The 13,888-nt window shown below is 67.0% G+C and carries 12 protein-coding genes; 4 read left to right on the plus strand and 8 right to left on the minus strand.

Translation table 11 applies throughout. The annotated features are described in order from the left end of the window. Nucleotides 1-30 precede the first annotated feature (30 nt). From hpaE to J2X42_RS10745, 3 genes are read right to left on the minus strand one after another with little or no spacing between them, the layout of a single operon-like run. The gene (gene hpaE / locus J2X42_RS10735) at nt 31-1,545 is read right to left on the minus strand and encodes a 5-carboxymethyl-2-hydroxymuconate semialdehyde dehydrogenase (RefSeq protein ID WP_310164936.1); all 1,515 of its coding nucleotides are present in this window, start codon (nt 1,543-1,545) and stop codon (nt 31-33) included. 57 nt (nt 1,546-1,602) lie between these two features. Then, entirely contained in the window at nt 1,603-2,295 is a 693-nt protein-coding gene (locus tag J2X42_RS10740; protein ID WP_310164938.1) for a GntR family transcriptional regulator, read from the minus strand. Continuing rightward, nucleotides 2,288-3,781 (minus strand): fumarylacetoacetate hydrolase family protein, encoded by a 1,494-nt coding sequence (locus tag J2X42_RS10745; protein WP_310164940.1) that lies wholly within the window; start codon nt 3,779-3,781, stop codon nt 2,288-2,290. The genes J2X42_RS10740 and J2X42_RS10745 overlap by 8 nt, the downstream gene beginning before the upstream one ends. Nucleotides 3,782-4,005: 224 nt before the next feature. On the opposite strand from J2X42_RS10745, the gene J2X42_RS10750 reads away from it, so the two are divergent. Beyond that, on the plus strand, nt 4,006-5,922 hold the full coding sequence (locus J2X42_RS10750; protein ID WP_310164942.1) for an FAD-binding monooxygenase: 1,917 nt from the start codon (nt 4,006-4,008) through the stop codon (nt 5,920-5,922). On the opposite strand, the gene J2X42_RS10755 is transcribed toward J2X42_RS10750, so the two are convergent. The 5 genes from J2X42_RS10755 to J2X42_RS10775 all read right to left on the minus strand — a co-directional run bounded on the left by J2X42_RS10755 (nt 5,901) and on the right by J2X42_RS10775 (nt 10,302). After that, nucleotides 5,901-6,761, minus strand: a complete 861-nt coding sequence (locus J2X42_RS10755; RefSeq protein ID WP_310164944.1) for a prephenate dehydratase — start codon at nt 6,759-6,761, stop codon at nt 5,901-5,903. The genes J2X42_RS10750 and J2X42_RS10755 overlap by 22 nt on opposite strands. A gap of 90 nt (nt 6,762-6,851) precedes the next feature. After that, nucleotides 6,852-8,762: an alpha-amylase family glycosyl hydrolase gene (locus J2X42_RS10760; RefSeq protein ID WP_310164946.1), complete on the minus strand. Its 1,911-nt coding sequence runs from the start codon at nt 8,760-8,762 to the stop codon at nt 6,852-6,854. 57 nt (nt 8,763-8,819) lie between these two features. Next, nucleotides 8,820-9,539, minus strand: coding sequence for a GntR family transcriptional regulator (locus J2X42_RS10765; RefSeq protein WP_310164948.1), 720 nt, complete (start codon nt 9,537-9,539; stop codon nt 8,820-8,822). 5 nt (nt 9,540-9,544) lie between these two features. Then, nucleotides 9,545-10,075 (minus strand): PTS glucose transporter subunit IIA, encoded by a 531-nt coding sequence (locus J2X42_RS10770; RefSeq protein WP_310164950.1) that lies wholly within the window; start codon nt 10,073-10,075, stop codon nt 9,545-9,547. Then, on the minus strand, nt 10,072-10,302 hold the full coding sequence (locus J2X42_RS10775) for a glucose PTS transporter subunit EIIB (RefSeq protein WP_131134548.1): 231 nt from the start codon (nt 10,300-10,302) through the stop codon (nt 10,072-10,074). Before J2X42_RS10775 ends, J2X42_RS10770 begins: the two co-directional genes overlap by 4 nt. Nucleotides 10,303-10,488: 186 nt before the next feature. Here J2X42_RS10775 and J2X42_RS10780 point away from each other — a divergent pair, with 186 nt between their 5' ends. From J2X42_RS10780 to nagB, 3 genes are read left to right on the plus strand one after another with little or no spacing between them, the layout of a single operon-like run. Continuing rightward, nucleotides 10,489-11,742 (plus strand): PTS transporter subunit EIIC, encoded by a 1,254-nt coding sequence (locus tag J2X42_RS10780; protein WP_310164953.1) that lies wholly within the window; start codon nt 10,489-10,491, stop codon nt 11,740-11,742. After that, complete coding sequence (locus tag J2X42_RS10785; protein WP_310164955.1) at nt 11,732-13,030, plus strand: amidohydrolase family protein; 1,299 nt, start codon at nt 11,732-11,734, stop codon at nt 13,028-13,030. Before J2X42_RS10780 ends, J2X42_RS10785 begins: the two co-directional genes overlap by 11 nt. After that, nucleotides 13,011-13,829: a glucosamine-6-phosphate deaminase gene (nagB, locus tag J2X42_RS10790; protein WP_310164957.1), complete on the plus strand. Its 819-nt coding sequence runs from the start codon at nt 13,011-13,013 to the stop codon at nt 13,827-13,829. Before J2X42_RS10785 ends, nagB begins: the two co-directional genes overlap by 20 nt. Nucleotides 13,830-13,888: the final 59 nt, after the last annotated feature.

Genomic DNA, 13,888 nt, shown 5'->3' on the forward strand with positions numbered 1-13,888 from the left:
CTCTCTTCTTTGAAAGGGGTTCTGGTTGGCTTAGGCGCCGAATTTGGGGGTGTGGACGGAACCGAGGCTGATGTGGACGGCCTGCTGGTCTGTGTAGAAGTCGATGGAGCGGTAGCCGCCCTCGTGGCCGAGGCCCGAGGCTTTGACCCCGCCGAACGGGGTGCGCAGGTCGCGGACGTTGTGGCTGTTGAGCCACACCATGCCGGCTTCGACGTTTTGCGAGAAGTTGTGCGCGCGGGTCAGGTTCTGGGTCCAGATGTAGGCGGCCAGTCCGTATTTGGTGTTGTTCGCCAGGGCGAGGGCCTCGTCGTCGTTCTCGAAAGGGGTGATGGCGACGACGGGGCCGAAGATTTCCTCCTGGAAGATCCGGGCGTCAGGGGCGACGTCGGCGAATACGGTGGGTGCGATGTAGTTGCCTTCCGGGAGGTGCTCAGGCCGTCCGCCGCCGGCGAGGAGCCGGCCTTCGGATTTGCCGATTTCCACGTAGGAGGCCACCTTTTCGTAGTGCTCCGGGTGGACCAGGGCGCCCACCTGGGTCTTGGGGTCATGCGGGTCCCCGACCACGATGTTCTTGGCCCGGGCGGCGTACTTTTCGCAGAATTCGTCGTAGATGGCGCGTTCCACCAGGATGCGGGAGCCGGCGGTGCAGCGTTCGCCGTTGAGGGAGAAGACCCCGAACAGGGCGGAGTCGATCGCGGCGTCCAGGTCGGCGTCGGCAAACACCACGCACGGCGACTTCCCGCCGAGCTCCATCGACAGGCCCTTGAGGTTGGCCGCGGCGTTGCGGAAGATCGTCTGGCCGGTGGTGGTTTCGCCGGTGAAGGAGATCAGCGGGACGTCCGGGTGCTTGACCAGTGCGTCGCCTGCTTCCTCGCCCAGGCCGTTGACCAGGTTGAACACGCCGTCAGGCAGGCCCGCGTCCTTGAAGATCTGCGCCCACAGGGAGGCCGAGAGCGGCGTGAACTCGGCCGGTTTGAGGACCACGGTGTTGCCGGTCGCAAGTGCCGGGGCGAGCTTCCAGGACTCGAGCATGAACGGGGTGTTCCACGGCGTGATGAGGCCCGCGACGCCGATTGGCTTGCGGTTGACGTAGTTGATCTGGGCGCCGGGGACCTTCATGGCGTCGTCGAACTGGGCGACGATCAGGTCCGCGAAGAAGCGGAAGTTCTCGGCCGCGCGCAGGGCCTGGCCCTTGGCCTGGGTGATCGGCAGGCCGGTGTCGAACGTTTCCAGTTCAGCCAGGCGCTCTTCCTGGGCTTCGACGGCGTCGGCGATCTTGTTCAGGATGCGGGCGCGGTCGCGTGGCTTCATTTTCGGCCACGGGCCGTTGGTGAAGGCTTCGCGGGCGGCGGCGACGGCGAGGTCGATGTCTTCTTTCTGGCCGGCCGCGGCGGTGGCGTAGTTGGTGTTGGAGACCGGATCCAGGACATCGAAGGTCTTCCCGCCCACGGAGTCAACGAACCGGCCGTTGATGTAGTGCTGGATGTGGGTGGGCAGGTCCTGCGGCACATAATGCGTGGCGGTGTCAGCTGCAGTGAACGTCATTGTTGTTTCCTTACTGAAAGTGCAACGCGGGGTCACTTCTGGCCCAATGGGGGCCGTTTATCGGGCGTTGAGTGACCCCGCGTTGCTTTGCGGGAGGGGGTTGGCCTGGGCGAGGTAGGCGTCCAGGGTTGCCGAGCGGTGGAGCCTGGCTGCTTTTTCGATGGTGTCGGCGTCGGCGCCGGTTTCAATGAGCTTCAGCAGCGCCTCGTGTTCATCCACCGAGTCGTGGGCGCGGCCGGGAACAAAGCGGAAGGTGGAGGACCGCAGCGATGCGAGCCTGTTCCAGCCCCGGTGGACGAGGTCCAGGATGTGCGGGTTGGGGCAGTGCTCGAACAGGATGCTGTGGAAGTCCTGGTTGAGCCGGGTGAAGCGGATCGGGTCAAAGTGCTGGAGGCATTCGCGCATGTCCTCATTCACAGCGCGTGCCCGGGCGATGTCCGCTGCCCCGATCAGCGGAGCGGACAGGGCGGTGGCGGCCCCCTCCACGATGCTCAGGGTCTGCATCGTGTAGAGGTATTCGGTGGGGTCGATCCCGGACACCGTGGCGCCGACGTTCCGTTCGAACTTCACCAGGCCCTCGGCTTCAAGCCGGCGGATGGCTTCGCGGACCGGGACCACGCTGAAGCCGAGGTCCTTGGCCAGGCCGGCCAGGACCAGCCGGTATCCGGGGGTGTAGGTGCCCTCCACGATCCTGGCTTTGACGGCGGCATACGCCTGCTGGGACTTACTTTCGACGGCGGTCTCAGTCACCTTTGGCTCCTTGCCGGCTCTGCCACTCCTGGAAGCGTGCCTGCCATTCCTTGTTCATGGGGTACAGCCCGTCCACGCTGTGGCCCTGCTCCACCATTTCGGCGATGAAGGTTTCCTCGCGCTCCTGGACGATCGAGTCGTCGGCGAGCTCCTCGGCCAGCGCCGGCGGGATCACCAGGATGCCGTCGGAATCGGCGACGATGATGTCCCCGGGCTGGACGGTGGTGCCGCCGCAGGCGATGGTGATGTCGGTGTCCCACGGGATGTGGCGGCGGCCCAGGACGGCGGGGTGCGGGTTGGCGTAGTACGTGGGCATGTCCATGGCCGCGACGGCGGAGAAGTCGCGGACGCCGCCGTCGGTGATGATCGCGGCCGCTCCCCGGACCTGGGCGCGGAGGGCCAGGATGTCGCCGATGGTGCCGGTGCCCTTTTCCCCGCGGGCCTCCATCACCAGGATTTCGCCCTCGTTCACTGAATCGATCGCGCGTTTCTGGGCGTTGAAGCCGCCACCGTGGGTTTTGAAGAGGTCCTCGCGGTTCGGCACGTAACGCAGGGTCCGGGCCAGGCCCACGATCCGCTTCTCCGGCCGAGTGGACGTGAGGCCGTCGATGCTGACGTTGTTAAGGCCGCGCTTGCGCAGCTGGGAGGAGAGGGTGGCGGTGCAGACGCCCTCGAGTTTGGCTTTCAGCTCAGCAGTCAGCACAGGCCCGACGGCGGCGCTTTCGTCAGGTGAAAGGCCCGCCGCTTCCCGCGAACCGTACGCCTCCTCCCGCTGCACGTCATCGGTCTTGGGCCGGGCACCAAAGTCCGCGAACGCCGTCGTGCCTTCCTCCACCCTGGTGGCCAGGCGGCCGGTGGTGGCCTCGCCAGCGCTGACTTCAACCTCGACGACGTCGCCCGGCTTGGCCACGGAGGCGCCGGCCGGGGTTCCGGTCAGGATGATGTCCCCTTCTTCGAGGGTGAGGAGCTGGGACAGGTCGGCGACGAGCCGGGCAAACGGGAAGAGCAGGTCCTCGGTGGTGTCGTCCTGGACCAGTTCGCCGTTGTGCCAGGTGCGGACGCGGAGCCCGGCGGGGTCCACGGTGTCTGCCGCGATCAGTCCCGGGCCCACGGGGGTGAAGCCGTCGCCACCCTTGGACCGGAGGTTGGAGCCCTTGTCCGCGTAGCGGAGGTCGTAGACGCCGAGGTCGTTGCTGGCGGTGACCCATTCAACGTGGCTCCAGGCGTCCTCGAGGCCGACGCGGCGGGCGGGTTTGCCGATGATCAGGGCGATTTCGCCTTCGTAGCCGAGGAGTTCGCAGCCGGCCGGGCGCTCCACAACGGACGGGGCTTCCGCTGAGCCGATGGCCAGCGAGGATGCCGGCTTCAGGAAATACGAGGGCTGTTCCGGCGTGCGGCCGCGCTGGGCGGCCCGGCTGGGGTAGTTGATATGCACCGCGATGACCTTGCGGGCCGCGGCCAGGATGTGGTCGGTGACCTGTTCCAAGAGTTACTCCTCATCGAGTACGAAATCGTATACGAATCACTATGAACCCTGCCCCCGTGATCCGTCAACCCCTTTCCGGGCCGAAGAACTGCCACTTGTCGCGCGCCTCAAACCTGGCGTAGAGTTCTGGATCACAGAACAAGTTTTCAATTATCGAACGTATAATTCTATTATCGAACACTGATTTGGCGACATCCAGCCACACAACGAAGTGAGGACATCCCGTGCAGTTCCACCACCACGGCTACGTTTCCGGTGACCCTCGGGTCCAGTCGGCCGCCGGCGTCGGCATCGACCGGCCCGCTGAGCTTCCCGACGAAATCGACGTGCTCATTGTCGGTTCCGGGCCTGCAGGCATGCTCGCCGCTGCGCAGCTCTCCCAGTTCCCCGGCGTCACCACCCGCATCGTGGAGCGCCGCGGCGGCAGGCTCGCCATCGGCCAGGCCGACGGCATCCAGGCCCGCAGCGTCGAGACCTTCCAGGCCTTCGGCTTTGCCGAGCGCATCATCGCAGAGGCGTACAGGATCACCGAGATGGCGTTCTGGAAGCCCGACCCCGCGGACCACTCCCGCATCGTCCGTGCCGCCCGCGCCGTCGACGACGAAACCGGCATCAGCGAGTTCCCGCACCTGATCGTCAACCAGGCCCGCGTGCTGGACTACTTCGCCGAGTTCATGGCGAATTCCCCAACCCGCATGGCCCCCGACTACGGCTACGAGTTCCGCAGCCTCGAGGTCACCGGCGAGGGCGATTACCCCGTCACCGTGACGCTCCTCCACACCGCCGGCCCGAACGAGGGCCAGGAGCGCGTTGTCCATGCCAAGTACGTGGTGGGCGCAGACGGTGCACGCAGCAAGGTCCGCGAGTCGATCGGCTGCCATCTGGCCGGCGACCAGGCCAACCACGCCTGGGGCGTCATGGATGTCCTCGCGGTCACGGACTTTCCGGACATCCGCACCAAGTGCGCCATCCAGGCCGAGAGCGGCAGCATCCTGCTGATCCCGCGCGAAGGCGGCCACCTCTTCCGCATGTACGTGGATCTCGGCGAGGTTGACCCGGACAGCCATGGCGCCGTCCGCAACACCACCATCGAGCAGATCATCGCCAAGGCGAACGCGATCCTGCACCCGTACACACTGGACGTCCGAAACGTCGCGTGGCACAGCGTCTACGAGGTAGGCCACCGCCTCACGGACAGGTTCGACGACGTCCTCCCGGACGAGCGCGGCACCCGCACGCCGCGCGTGTTCATCACGGGCGACGCCTGCCACACGCACAGTGCCAAGGCCGGCCAGGGCATGAACGTCTCCATGCAGGACGGCTTTAATCTTGGCTGGAAACTCGGGCACGTCCTCGAGGGACGCAGCCCGGAAAGCCTGCTGGCCACGTACTCGGCCGAGCGCCAGGTGGTGGCAAAGAACCTCATCGACTTCGATAAAGAGTGGTCCACCCTGATGGCCAAAAAGCCTGAAGAATTCGAAGACCCCACGGAACTGGAGAACTTCTACGTCAGCACCGCCGAGTTCCCCGCCGGGTTCATGACCCAGTACGCGCCCTCCATGGTGGTCGCCGAGCCGACGCACCAGGACCTCGCCACCGGCTTCCCGGTCGGCAAGCGCTTCAAGTCCGCACCCGTCGTTCGGGTCTGCGATACCAACCCGATGCACCTCGGGCACCACGCAACAGCGGACGGCCGGTGGCGCATCTACGTCTTCGCAGACACGGCCTCACCCGGCACAAAAGAGGCGGGCGCCGCATCGGCAACCGCGGACTTCGCCGAGTGGATCGCGAACTCGCCCGACTCGCCGCTGGCGGCTACGCCGTCGGGCGCCGACCGTGACGCCTGGTTCGACGTGAAGGTGATCTACCAGCAGGCCCACACGGACATCGACATCAACGCCGTCCCGGCGGTGTTCAAGCCAACGGTGGGCCCGTTCCGGCTCACCTACCTTGAGAAGGTGTTTGGCACCGACCCGAAAGCCGACATCTTCGAACAGCGCGGCCTGGACCGCGGCGGCGTTGTGGTGGTGGTCCGTCCGGACCAGTACGTGGCCAACGTCCTGCCCTTGACGGCGACGGCGGAGCTCGGCGCGTTCTTTGCGCCGCTGCTAAAGCGGCGTCAGACGGCTGCGGCGGCCTGAGCCGCCCGGTACTCCGCAGCCGCGTACACGCCAAGGATCCGCACCTCGGTGGTGAAGAAGCCCAGCTCCTCAAGGGCCAGCTTGAGCGGCAGGTCCTCGGGGTGGCCTTCGACGTCGGCCATGAACATGGTGGCGGCGAATTCGTTGCCCACCATGTAGCTTTCCAGCCGGGTCATGTTCACGGCGTTGGTGGCGAAGCCGCCCAGCGCCTTGTAGAGCGCTGACGGGACGTTCCGGACGCGGAACACAAAGCTGGTAACGGCCGGTCCGGGGAGTGTTTCCCGGGCCGGCAGTTCCTTTTCGCGGGCCAGGATCACAAACCGGGTGGTGTTGGACGGGTCGTCCTCCACGCGGGAGGCGAGCACCTCCAGCCCGTACAGGTCCGCCGCGAGCGGGGGAGCGAGGGACAGTTTCGTGGGGTCGTTCCACTCCCGCACTTCGCGGGCCGAACCGGCGGTGTCACCGGCGATGACGGGACGCAGCCCGGCGTCGCGGATGAGGCGGCGGCACTGGCCCAGGGCGTGGATGTGGCTGTGGACCTCGGTGGCGGCCTCGATGGTGCTGCCCGGGATCCCCATCAGGTCGAAATGGATGGGCAGGAAATATTCACCCACGATCTGCAGTCCGGAGTGCGGCAGGAGGGTGTGGATATCCGCCACCCGGCCGGCAATCGAGTTTTCGATCGGGATCATGGCCAGGTCGGCCTCGCCGCTGGACACCACTTCGAAGACGTCCTCGAAGCTGGCGCACGGAACGCTTTCCAGCTCGGGGAACATCTGCTTGCACGCAATATTGGAGTTGGCGCCGGGCTCACCCTGGTACGCAATCTTCTGGGCCATGATCCGTATGGTGTCACGCCCCTCGCCCACCCTCCCAACTGGGGAGCGCTAACTGTCGTTATGAGGCCTCACAACGACAGTTAGCGCTACTTACTTGGGGGTGACGCGGAGCCAGACGTAGTCGTGCGGGGCCAGCGTGATTCCGTCCGCGAGGCTGAGCGCTGCGTCCGTGAGAAGTTCGACGGCGGCAGCGGAGAACCCGGAGAACGTCACCGGGGGAAGCTGCTGGGGTCCGTCGCTGAAGTTGGCGAGGACGAGGACTGTGCGTCCGTAGCCGGGGCGCTGGTAGCCCAGGACTCCCGGGGTGTTGGTCTGGAAATCTATGAGGCGTGTCCCGGCCAGTTCGGGCGTCTCGGCGCGCACGGAGATCAGGCGCCGGAGGCCTGCAAAGATGGCACCTTCGGGGGTGGCTGGATCGTGCCGGCGGGCGTACTGCTCCGCCGGATAGTGCGGCCGGTGCACCCAGCGGCTGTCCGACTCGTGGCCGTCCTCCATGGCGTACTGGTAGTCGTTGAGCTGCCCCACCTCGTCGCCGAGGTACAGGAGCGGAATGCCCCCGGTGCTGAACGCCACCGAGTGGGCAAGCAGGATCCTGCCTACCGCGTGGTCCGGATCGTCCTCCAGTCCGCAGAGGGAGGCCGTTGTCCCGGAGATGCGGCAGTCACCTGTTCGGGGGTTGTCCTGGAACGGGACGCCCTGGGCGAAGCTGCCGGGATGCCGGTTGACGTAGAACGCGTTGAGGAACCGGCGGTGGTCAAAGCCGTTGATCCCCAGCTCTGCTGCGTCCTCGTCCGCGAACGTCCAGCCGATGTCGTCATGGCTGCGGACGTAGTTCACCCAGGACGTGCCGGCAGGAATGTTGTGCCGCCTCTCGAGCGCCTGGGACAACAGCGAGACGTTGCGGGTGGCCAGCGATTCCCAGATCAGCGCCATCTGCAGCGGGTTGTACGAGAGCTGGCACTCGGCCGGATCGATGTAGAGCGCCACCTCGTCGGGGTGCACGATCGCCTCGGACTTGAACAGCAGCGACGGGGCCGCGAGCCGGCACACGGCGTTGAAGGCACGCAGGAGGAAATGGGCCTCGGGGAGGTTCTCGCACGGTGTGCCCAGCTGCTTCCAGATGAAGGCGACGGCGTCCATGCGGAGGATGTCCACGCCCTGGTTGGCCAGGAACAGCATTTCGCCGGCCATGGCGCGGAACACGGCCGGATTGGCGTAGTTGAGGTCCCATTGGTAGGTGTGGAACGTGGCCCACACCCACCGCCCGTCCGGCAGGGGGACAAATGTTCCGGGGTGGTCGTCGGGAAAAATTTCGCGGACGGTCTGCTCGAAGGCGTCGGGCATGGTCCGGTCCGGATAAATCCAGAAGTAGTCGCTGTATTCCGGGTCGCCGTCAGCTGCCCGGCGGGCCCAGTGGTGCTCGTTGGAGGTGTGGTTGAAGATGAAGTCCACCACCAGGGAGATGCCGTTTTCGCGGAGCTCGGACGCCAAGGCCCGCAGCTGTTCCATGGTGCCCAGCTTCGGGTTGACTTCCCGGTAGCTGGAGACGGCGTACCCGCCGTCGGAGAACGGTTCGGGTGCCAGGAACAGCGGCATCAGGTGCAGGTAGGTCAAGCCCAGCTCCTTGAAGTACGGGATCCGATCGCGGACGCCGTCGAGGCTGGCGGCGTACCTGTCCACGTAGCAGACACCGCCGAGCATCCGGTTGGACTGGAACCAGCTGCTGTCGCCCTCACGTTCGGCGTCCAGCGCCTTGAGGCCGGCCGGACGTTCCTGCCAGGAGCGGGCACACTGCAGGACCAGGGCACCCAGCTGGTCCTGCCAGTCCGCCCGCGACCCGTACAGGGAACGGAACAATCCGCACAGATCAGGGAAATGAACGTCCAGCCTTCGAACAAATTCGGGCCAGTCAGGATCCGCGCGCGCGATGCCGTCGTCGGCCCCCAAAACGCTCAGAACATGCTGCCTGGCAGCTTCATCCACATCGACGGTTTCACGCATGGAGCCAACCTACCAGCGGCAGCAGCTGCCGTCGCGGAACCAGTGGGATCAGGCCAATCAGCCCAGCGCCAGGCGCATTGATACCTGGTACCGGTCCGAACGGTACGTTGAGACCGCGTACTCGATGGGTGTTCCCGGCTCCTCGGTCCCGGTGAAGGACCGGCGCTTGAAGAGCAGGACGGGGGCGCCCGGTTCGATGTCCAGCAGCGCGGCCGTATCCTCCGACGCCGCAGCGGCCTCGACCGTCTGCTCCGCCTGCTGGACCGGATACCCGGCGCTTCCCAAGGCCCGGTAGAGGGAGCCTGTCAGGTCCGAGGAGAGCAGGTCCGGCAGCAGGCGCGGCGGCAGCCAGGACTCGTCCACGCTGACCGGGGCGCCGTTCGCCAGGCGGAGCCGCCGGACCAGGTAGGCGGGCTCGTCCGGAGCCAGTCCCAGGTGCTCGGCGGCCGCCGCCGGTGGCGGAGCCTTGGACACGTTGATGACCCGGGTGCTGGGCTCAAAACCGGCCTGCCGCATGTCCTCGTTGAACGAGGCCAAATGCAGGGTGGACCGGACCAGCCCGTGCGAAACGAAGGTGCCCTTGCCCTTAATCCGGACCAGGGCGCCGTCCTGGACCAGGTCCGAGATGGCCCGGCGGACCGTGATCCGCGAGACCCCGAACTGTTCCTCCAGCTGGCGCTCACCCAGCAGGGCATCGCCGGGCCGCAACGTGCTGGACACCAGGTCCTGGAGTTGCCTTCGGACCCAGACGTGTTTCAGTTCCCCTGCTGTATCCATGTGTCCTATTTTCCGGGAAGATCGAACAGGTGCGCGCCTGCTTCCACGCGCCCGCCGGCGGCCGGGGCTTCGATGGCGTCCGCCGCGGTGTCCAGGACCACCACGGGGCTGCACATGCTGAGGTTCCTCGAGCGGACCAGGGTGACGTCCACGGTGATCATGGGATCGCCGGCGCGGACCTGGTCGCCCTTCTGCGCGATGACCGTGAAGCCCTCGCCTTTCAGGCCCACGGTGTCGATGCCGACGTGCACCAGGACGGCGGGCCCGGACGCGTGCTGGACGATGTAGGCGTGCGGCATCACCTTGACCACCTTGCCGTCCAGCGGCGCGACGGCGGTGACCACACCGGCGTCGTCGTCGGGGATCACTGCGGCGCCGCCGCCCACCAGTCCTTTGGCGAACACCGGGTCCGGTACTTCGCCCAGCGGGATGAGCCGGCCGGGCAGCGGCGAGGCGACGCCGATGGCCAGGGCCGGCATTTCGGTGCCCGCCCCGGGGGTGCTCACGTCAGGACTGCGCACTTCAGCCGTGCTCACATCAGGTCCTGGATGTCTTCGGCGAGGCTCTCGGCTTCCGGGCCCACAACAACCTGGACCACCGTGCCGGACATCATGACGCCGTGGGCGCCGGCTGCCTTGAGGGCGGCCTCGTCCACGCGGGATGCGTCCACCACTTCGGTGCGCAGGCGCGTGATGCACCCTTCGATCTCTTCGACGTTTCCGGCGCCGCCAAGGGCGGCGAGGATGATTTCTGCTTTGGACATGTCCACTCCCGGTGTTGGTAAGCGGTGAAGGACGGCGGTTCCGGAAGCCAATTTTCGGCTTGAGGTTGACAACTGAGGCCGGCGCCCTTCACAGTGATGGTTGTCACTGGTTATAACCAGTTACCTAGACTCTACTGAAACAAGCATCCCCGCACAAGCACCACCCTCTTCGAGACGAGGAACATCATGACCACGGAAAATCCCACAGCGGCCGCCGCGGCGCCGGGCAAGGCCAAGGGCAGCGGCAAGGCACTGCAGAACATGCAGCGCTTCGGCCGCAGCCTCATGCTGCCCATCGCTGCCCTCCCCGCGGCCGCCCTCCTGCTCCGCCTGGGCCAGGACGACCTGCTGGGCAGGTTCGAATCCCTGACCACCGTCGCCCAGGTCATCGGCGCCGCCGGCGGTGCCCTGTTCGAGAACCTGCCGCTGCTCTTCGCCGTCGGCATTTCCTTCGGTTTCGCCAAGAAGGGCGACGGCTCCACTGCCCTCGCCGCCGTCGTCGGTTACCTGGTCCTGACCAACGTCTTCAAGGTGATGGCGCCGCTGGTGCTGGGCGCCGCCGCGGAGGGCGGCAAGGCTCCCGTCATCAACTACGGCGTGCTGGCCGGCATCGTGATGGGCCTGACGACGGCGTTGCTCTGGCAGCGCTTCCACCGCACCACCCTGCCGGACTGGCTGGGCTTCTTCGCCGGCCGCCGGCTGGTGCCCATCCTGACGTCCTTCGCAGCGATCGTGATCGGCGTGCTCCTGGCCCTGATCTACCCGTACTTCAACACCGGCCTGACCGCCGTGGGCAACGCCGTGGCGGACAACACCGTGGTGGGCAGCGGCGTTTACGGCACGCTCAACCGGCTGCTGATCCCGCTGGGGCTGCACCACATCCTGAACTCCGTCGTGTGGTTCATCCTTGGCGACTACAACGGCGCCCACGGCGACCTGAACCGGTTCTTTGCCGGTGACCCTTCCGCCGGCGTCTTTATGACCGGCTTCTTCCCCATCATGATGTTCGCCCTGCCCGCCGCCGCCCTGGCCATCTGGCAGGAAGCCAAGCCGTCACAGCGGAAGATCGTGGGCGGCGTGATGCTCTCCACCGGCCTCACCGCGTTCCTCACGGGCATCACCGAACCGCTCGAGTTCTCCTTTATGTTCGTCGCCTGGCCGCTGTACGTCGTCCACGCGTTCCTGACCGGAACGTCCATGATGCTGGTCAACTTCCTGGGCATCCACCACGGGTTCGGGTTCTCCGCCGGGGCCATCGACTACGTCCTGAACTTCGGCATCGCGCAGAACCCGCTGTGGCTGATCCCCATCGGGCTGGTCTACGCCGCCATCTACTACGTGGTGTTCCGCTTTGTGATCCGCCGCTGGAACCTGCGCACCATGGGCCGCGAGGATGAAACCGACGAGAACGGCTCCATGGCCAAAGCCGATGCAAGCTGAGCGTCCGGTGGACCTGGCAAACCCAAGCGGCGGCGGCGTGGTGGGGCTGCGGGGCCGCCTCGTCACCGGCGTCCCCGGTGACCCGGTGATCGACGACGGCACCGTGGTGATGGCCGGCGGGACCATCCAGTGGTGCGGCCCGACGTCGGACCTGCCGGCAGGTTTCGACGCCGACATCCGTCGGGTGCCGCTGATCCTGCCCGGGCTGGTGGACGTGCACTGCCACGGCGCCGGAGGGGACACCTTCTCCGCGGACGCCGAGGGGGCCCGCCGTGCCGCCGGCCATCACGCCGCGGAAGGCACGACGTCGGTCCTCGCCTCGCTCGTGTCGGCGCCGTCGGACGTGCTGCTGGAGCAGATCGCGGTGCTGCGGGACCTGGTGGCGGACGGCACGCTGGCGGGCCTGCACCTGGAGGGGCCGTTCATTACCAAAAGCATGTGCGGTGCGCAGGACCCTGCCGCGATTATCGACGGCGATCCGGCGCTCCTGAAGCAGTGGCTGGAGGCAGGGCGCGGGACGGTACGGTCACTGACACTGGCCCCGGAGACCCCTCATTTCGCGGAGCTGGTGCAGCTGTGCCGGGACTACGGCGTGGTGCCTTCGCTGGGCCACACCAACGCCACCGCGGCGCAGACCCGCGACGTCCTCGCCGCTGAAGGTGGTCCTGAGGGGGACCCGGGCCCGTGGTCGGCAACGCACCTGTTCAACCGGATGCCGGCGCTAGGCCACCGGGCTGCCGGGCCGGTCGCGGTGATGCTGCAGGCCGCCGAACAGTCGCCCGGGCACATGGTGCTGGAACTGATTGCCGACGGCGTGCACCTGGACCCCGAAATCGTCCGGATGGTGTTCAACCTCGTGGGACCCCGCTCGATTGCCCTCATTACCGATGCGATGGCGGCGGCGGGTATGTCCGACGGGCACTACACCCTCGGCAGCCTGGACGTGCTGGTCCACGCCCGGGTGGCCCGGCTGGCACCGGCGCGTGGTGCCCACGCCGGGGATGCGGAGGAGCCCGGCGCGATCGCGGGAGCCACGAGCTTCCTGCTGGAAAACGTGCGCCGCTGCGTCGAATGGGGGATCCCGCTCGCCGATGCTGTTGCCGCGGCTTCGTCCACCCCGGCCCGGCTGATGGGCCTTGACCGGGGCGCCGCCCGGGTCGGCGCCATCGCCGCGGGCTACCGGGCCGACGTCCTGGTGGCCACCGAAGAACTTGAACTCGTGCAGGCCTACCGTGCCGGCACACCACAAACTCAGGAAAGGAATGACCGTGCAGATAGTTCTGTGTGAGTCCGTCGACCATGTAGGAGCCCGGGCGGCGGACATCATCGAGGCGAGGGTCCGGCAGGGTCCGGCGGTCCTGGGCCTGGCCACCGGAGGGTCCCCGAGTTCCACCTACCAGGAGCTCATCCGGCGGCACCGCGAGGAGCAGCTCAGCTTCAGCCAGGTCACCGGCTTCACCCTGGACGAGTACGCCGGGCTGCCGAAGGACCATGAGCAGTCGTACTACTCCACCATCCGCCGCGAGTTCGTGGACCACGTGGACCTGCCGCTGGAGCGGCTCTTTACCCCGCAGGGGGACGCCGCCGACCTTGTTGCCGAAGCAGAGCGCTACGACGCCGCGATCGCGGCGGCCGGTGGAGTGGACATCCAGATCCTGGGCATCGGGGCCAACGGGCACATCGGGTTCAACGAGCCGACGTCGTCACTTGCCTCGCGGACCCGGGTGAAGACGCTGGCGGGGGCGACACGCACGGACAACGCCCGGTTTTTCCCGGACGGCGACGTCCCCCGGCTGTGCCTGACCCAGGGGCTGGGGACCATCCGCGAGGCGAAGCTGGCTGTGCTGGTAGCCATGGGGGAGAACAAAGCCGGCGCCGTCCAGGCAATGGTGGAGGGGCCGGTCAGCGCCAACTGCCCGGCGTCGGTCCTGCAGCTTCACCGCCGCGCGGTGATCCTCCTGGACCCCGCGGCTGCGTCCCGGCTGTCCATGCTGGAGTACTACCGCGAAGCGCAGGAGTTCAACGACCAGCTCGGCCAGACCCCCACCCGGCCCTGGATGCAGGAGCCGGCGCTCCAGCAGGGCTAAGCCGCAGCGGCGGCTGGACTCACGCGACCCCCACGGCGGGCCGGGACACTGTGTGTCCC

Source organism: Arthrobacter sp. BE255 (assembly GCF_031457335.1).
GTDB lineage: Bacteria > Actinomycetota > Actinomycetes > Actinomycetales > Micrococcaceae > Arthrobacter.

Bases quoted from the DNA above. Each gene is read 5' to 3' on its own strand.
- hpaE (WP_310164936.1), bottom strand. From the start codon at position 1,545: ATGACGTTCACTGCAGCTGACACCGCCACGCATTATGTGCCGCAGGAC.
- J2X42_RS10760 (WP_310164946.1), bottom strand. From the start codon at position 8,762: ATGCGTGAAACCGTCGATGTGGATGAAGCTGCCAGGCAGCATGTTCTG.
- J2X42_RS10785 (WP_310164955.1), top strand. From the start codon at position 11,732: ATGCAAGCTGAGCGTCCGGTGGACCTGGCAAACCCAAGCGGCGGCGGC.
- J2X42_RS10775 (WP_131134548.1), bottom strand. From the start codon at position 10,302: ATGTCCAAAGCAGAAATCATCCTCGCCGCCCTTGGCGGCGCCGGAAAC.
- J2X42_RS10765 (WP_310164948.1), bottom strand. From the start codon at position 9,539: ATGGATACAGCAGGGGAACTGAAACACGTCTGGGTCCGAAGGCAACTC.
- J2X42_RS10755 (WP_310164944.1), bottom strand. From the start codon at position 6,761: ATGGCCCAGAAGATTGCGTACCAGGGTGAGCCCGGCGCCAACTCCAAT.
- J2X42_RS10780 (WP_310164953.1), top strand. From the start codon at position 10,489: ATGACCACGGAAAATCCCACAGCGGCCGCCGCGGCGCCGGGCAAGGCC.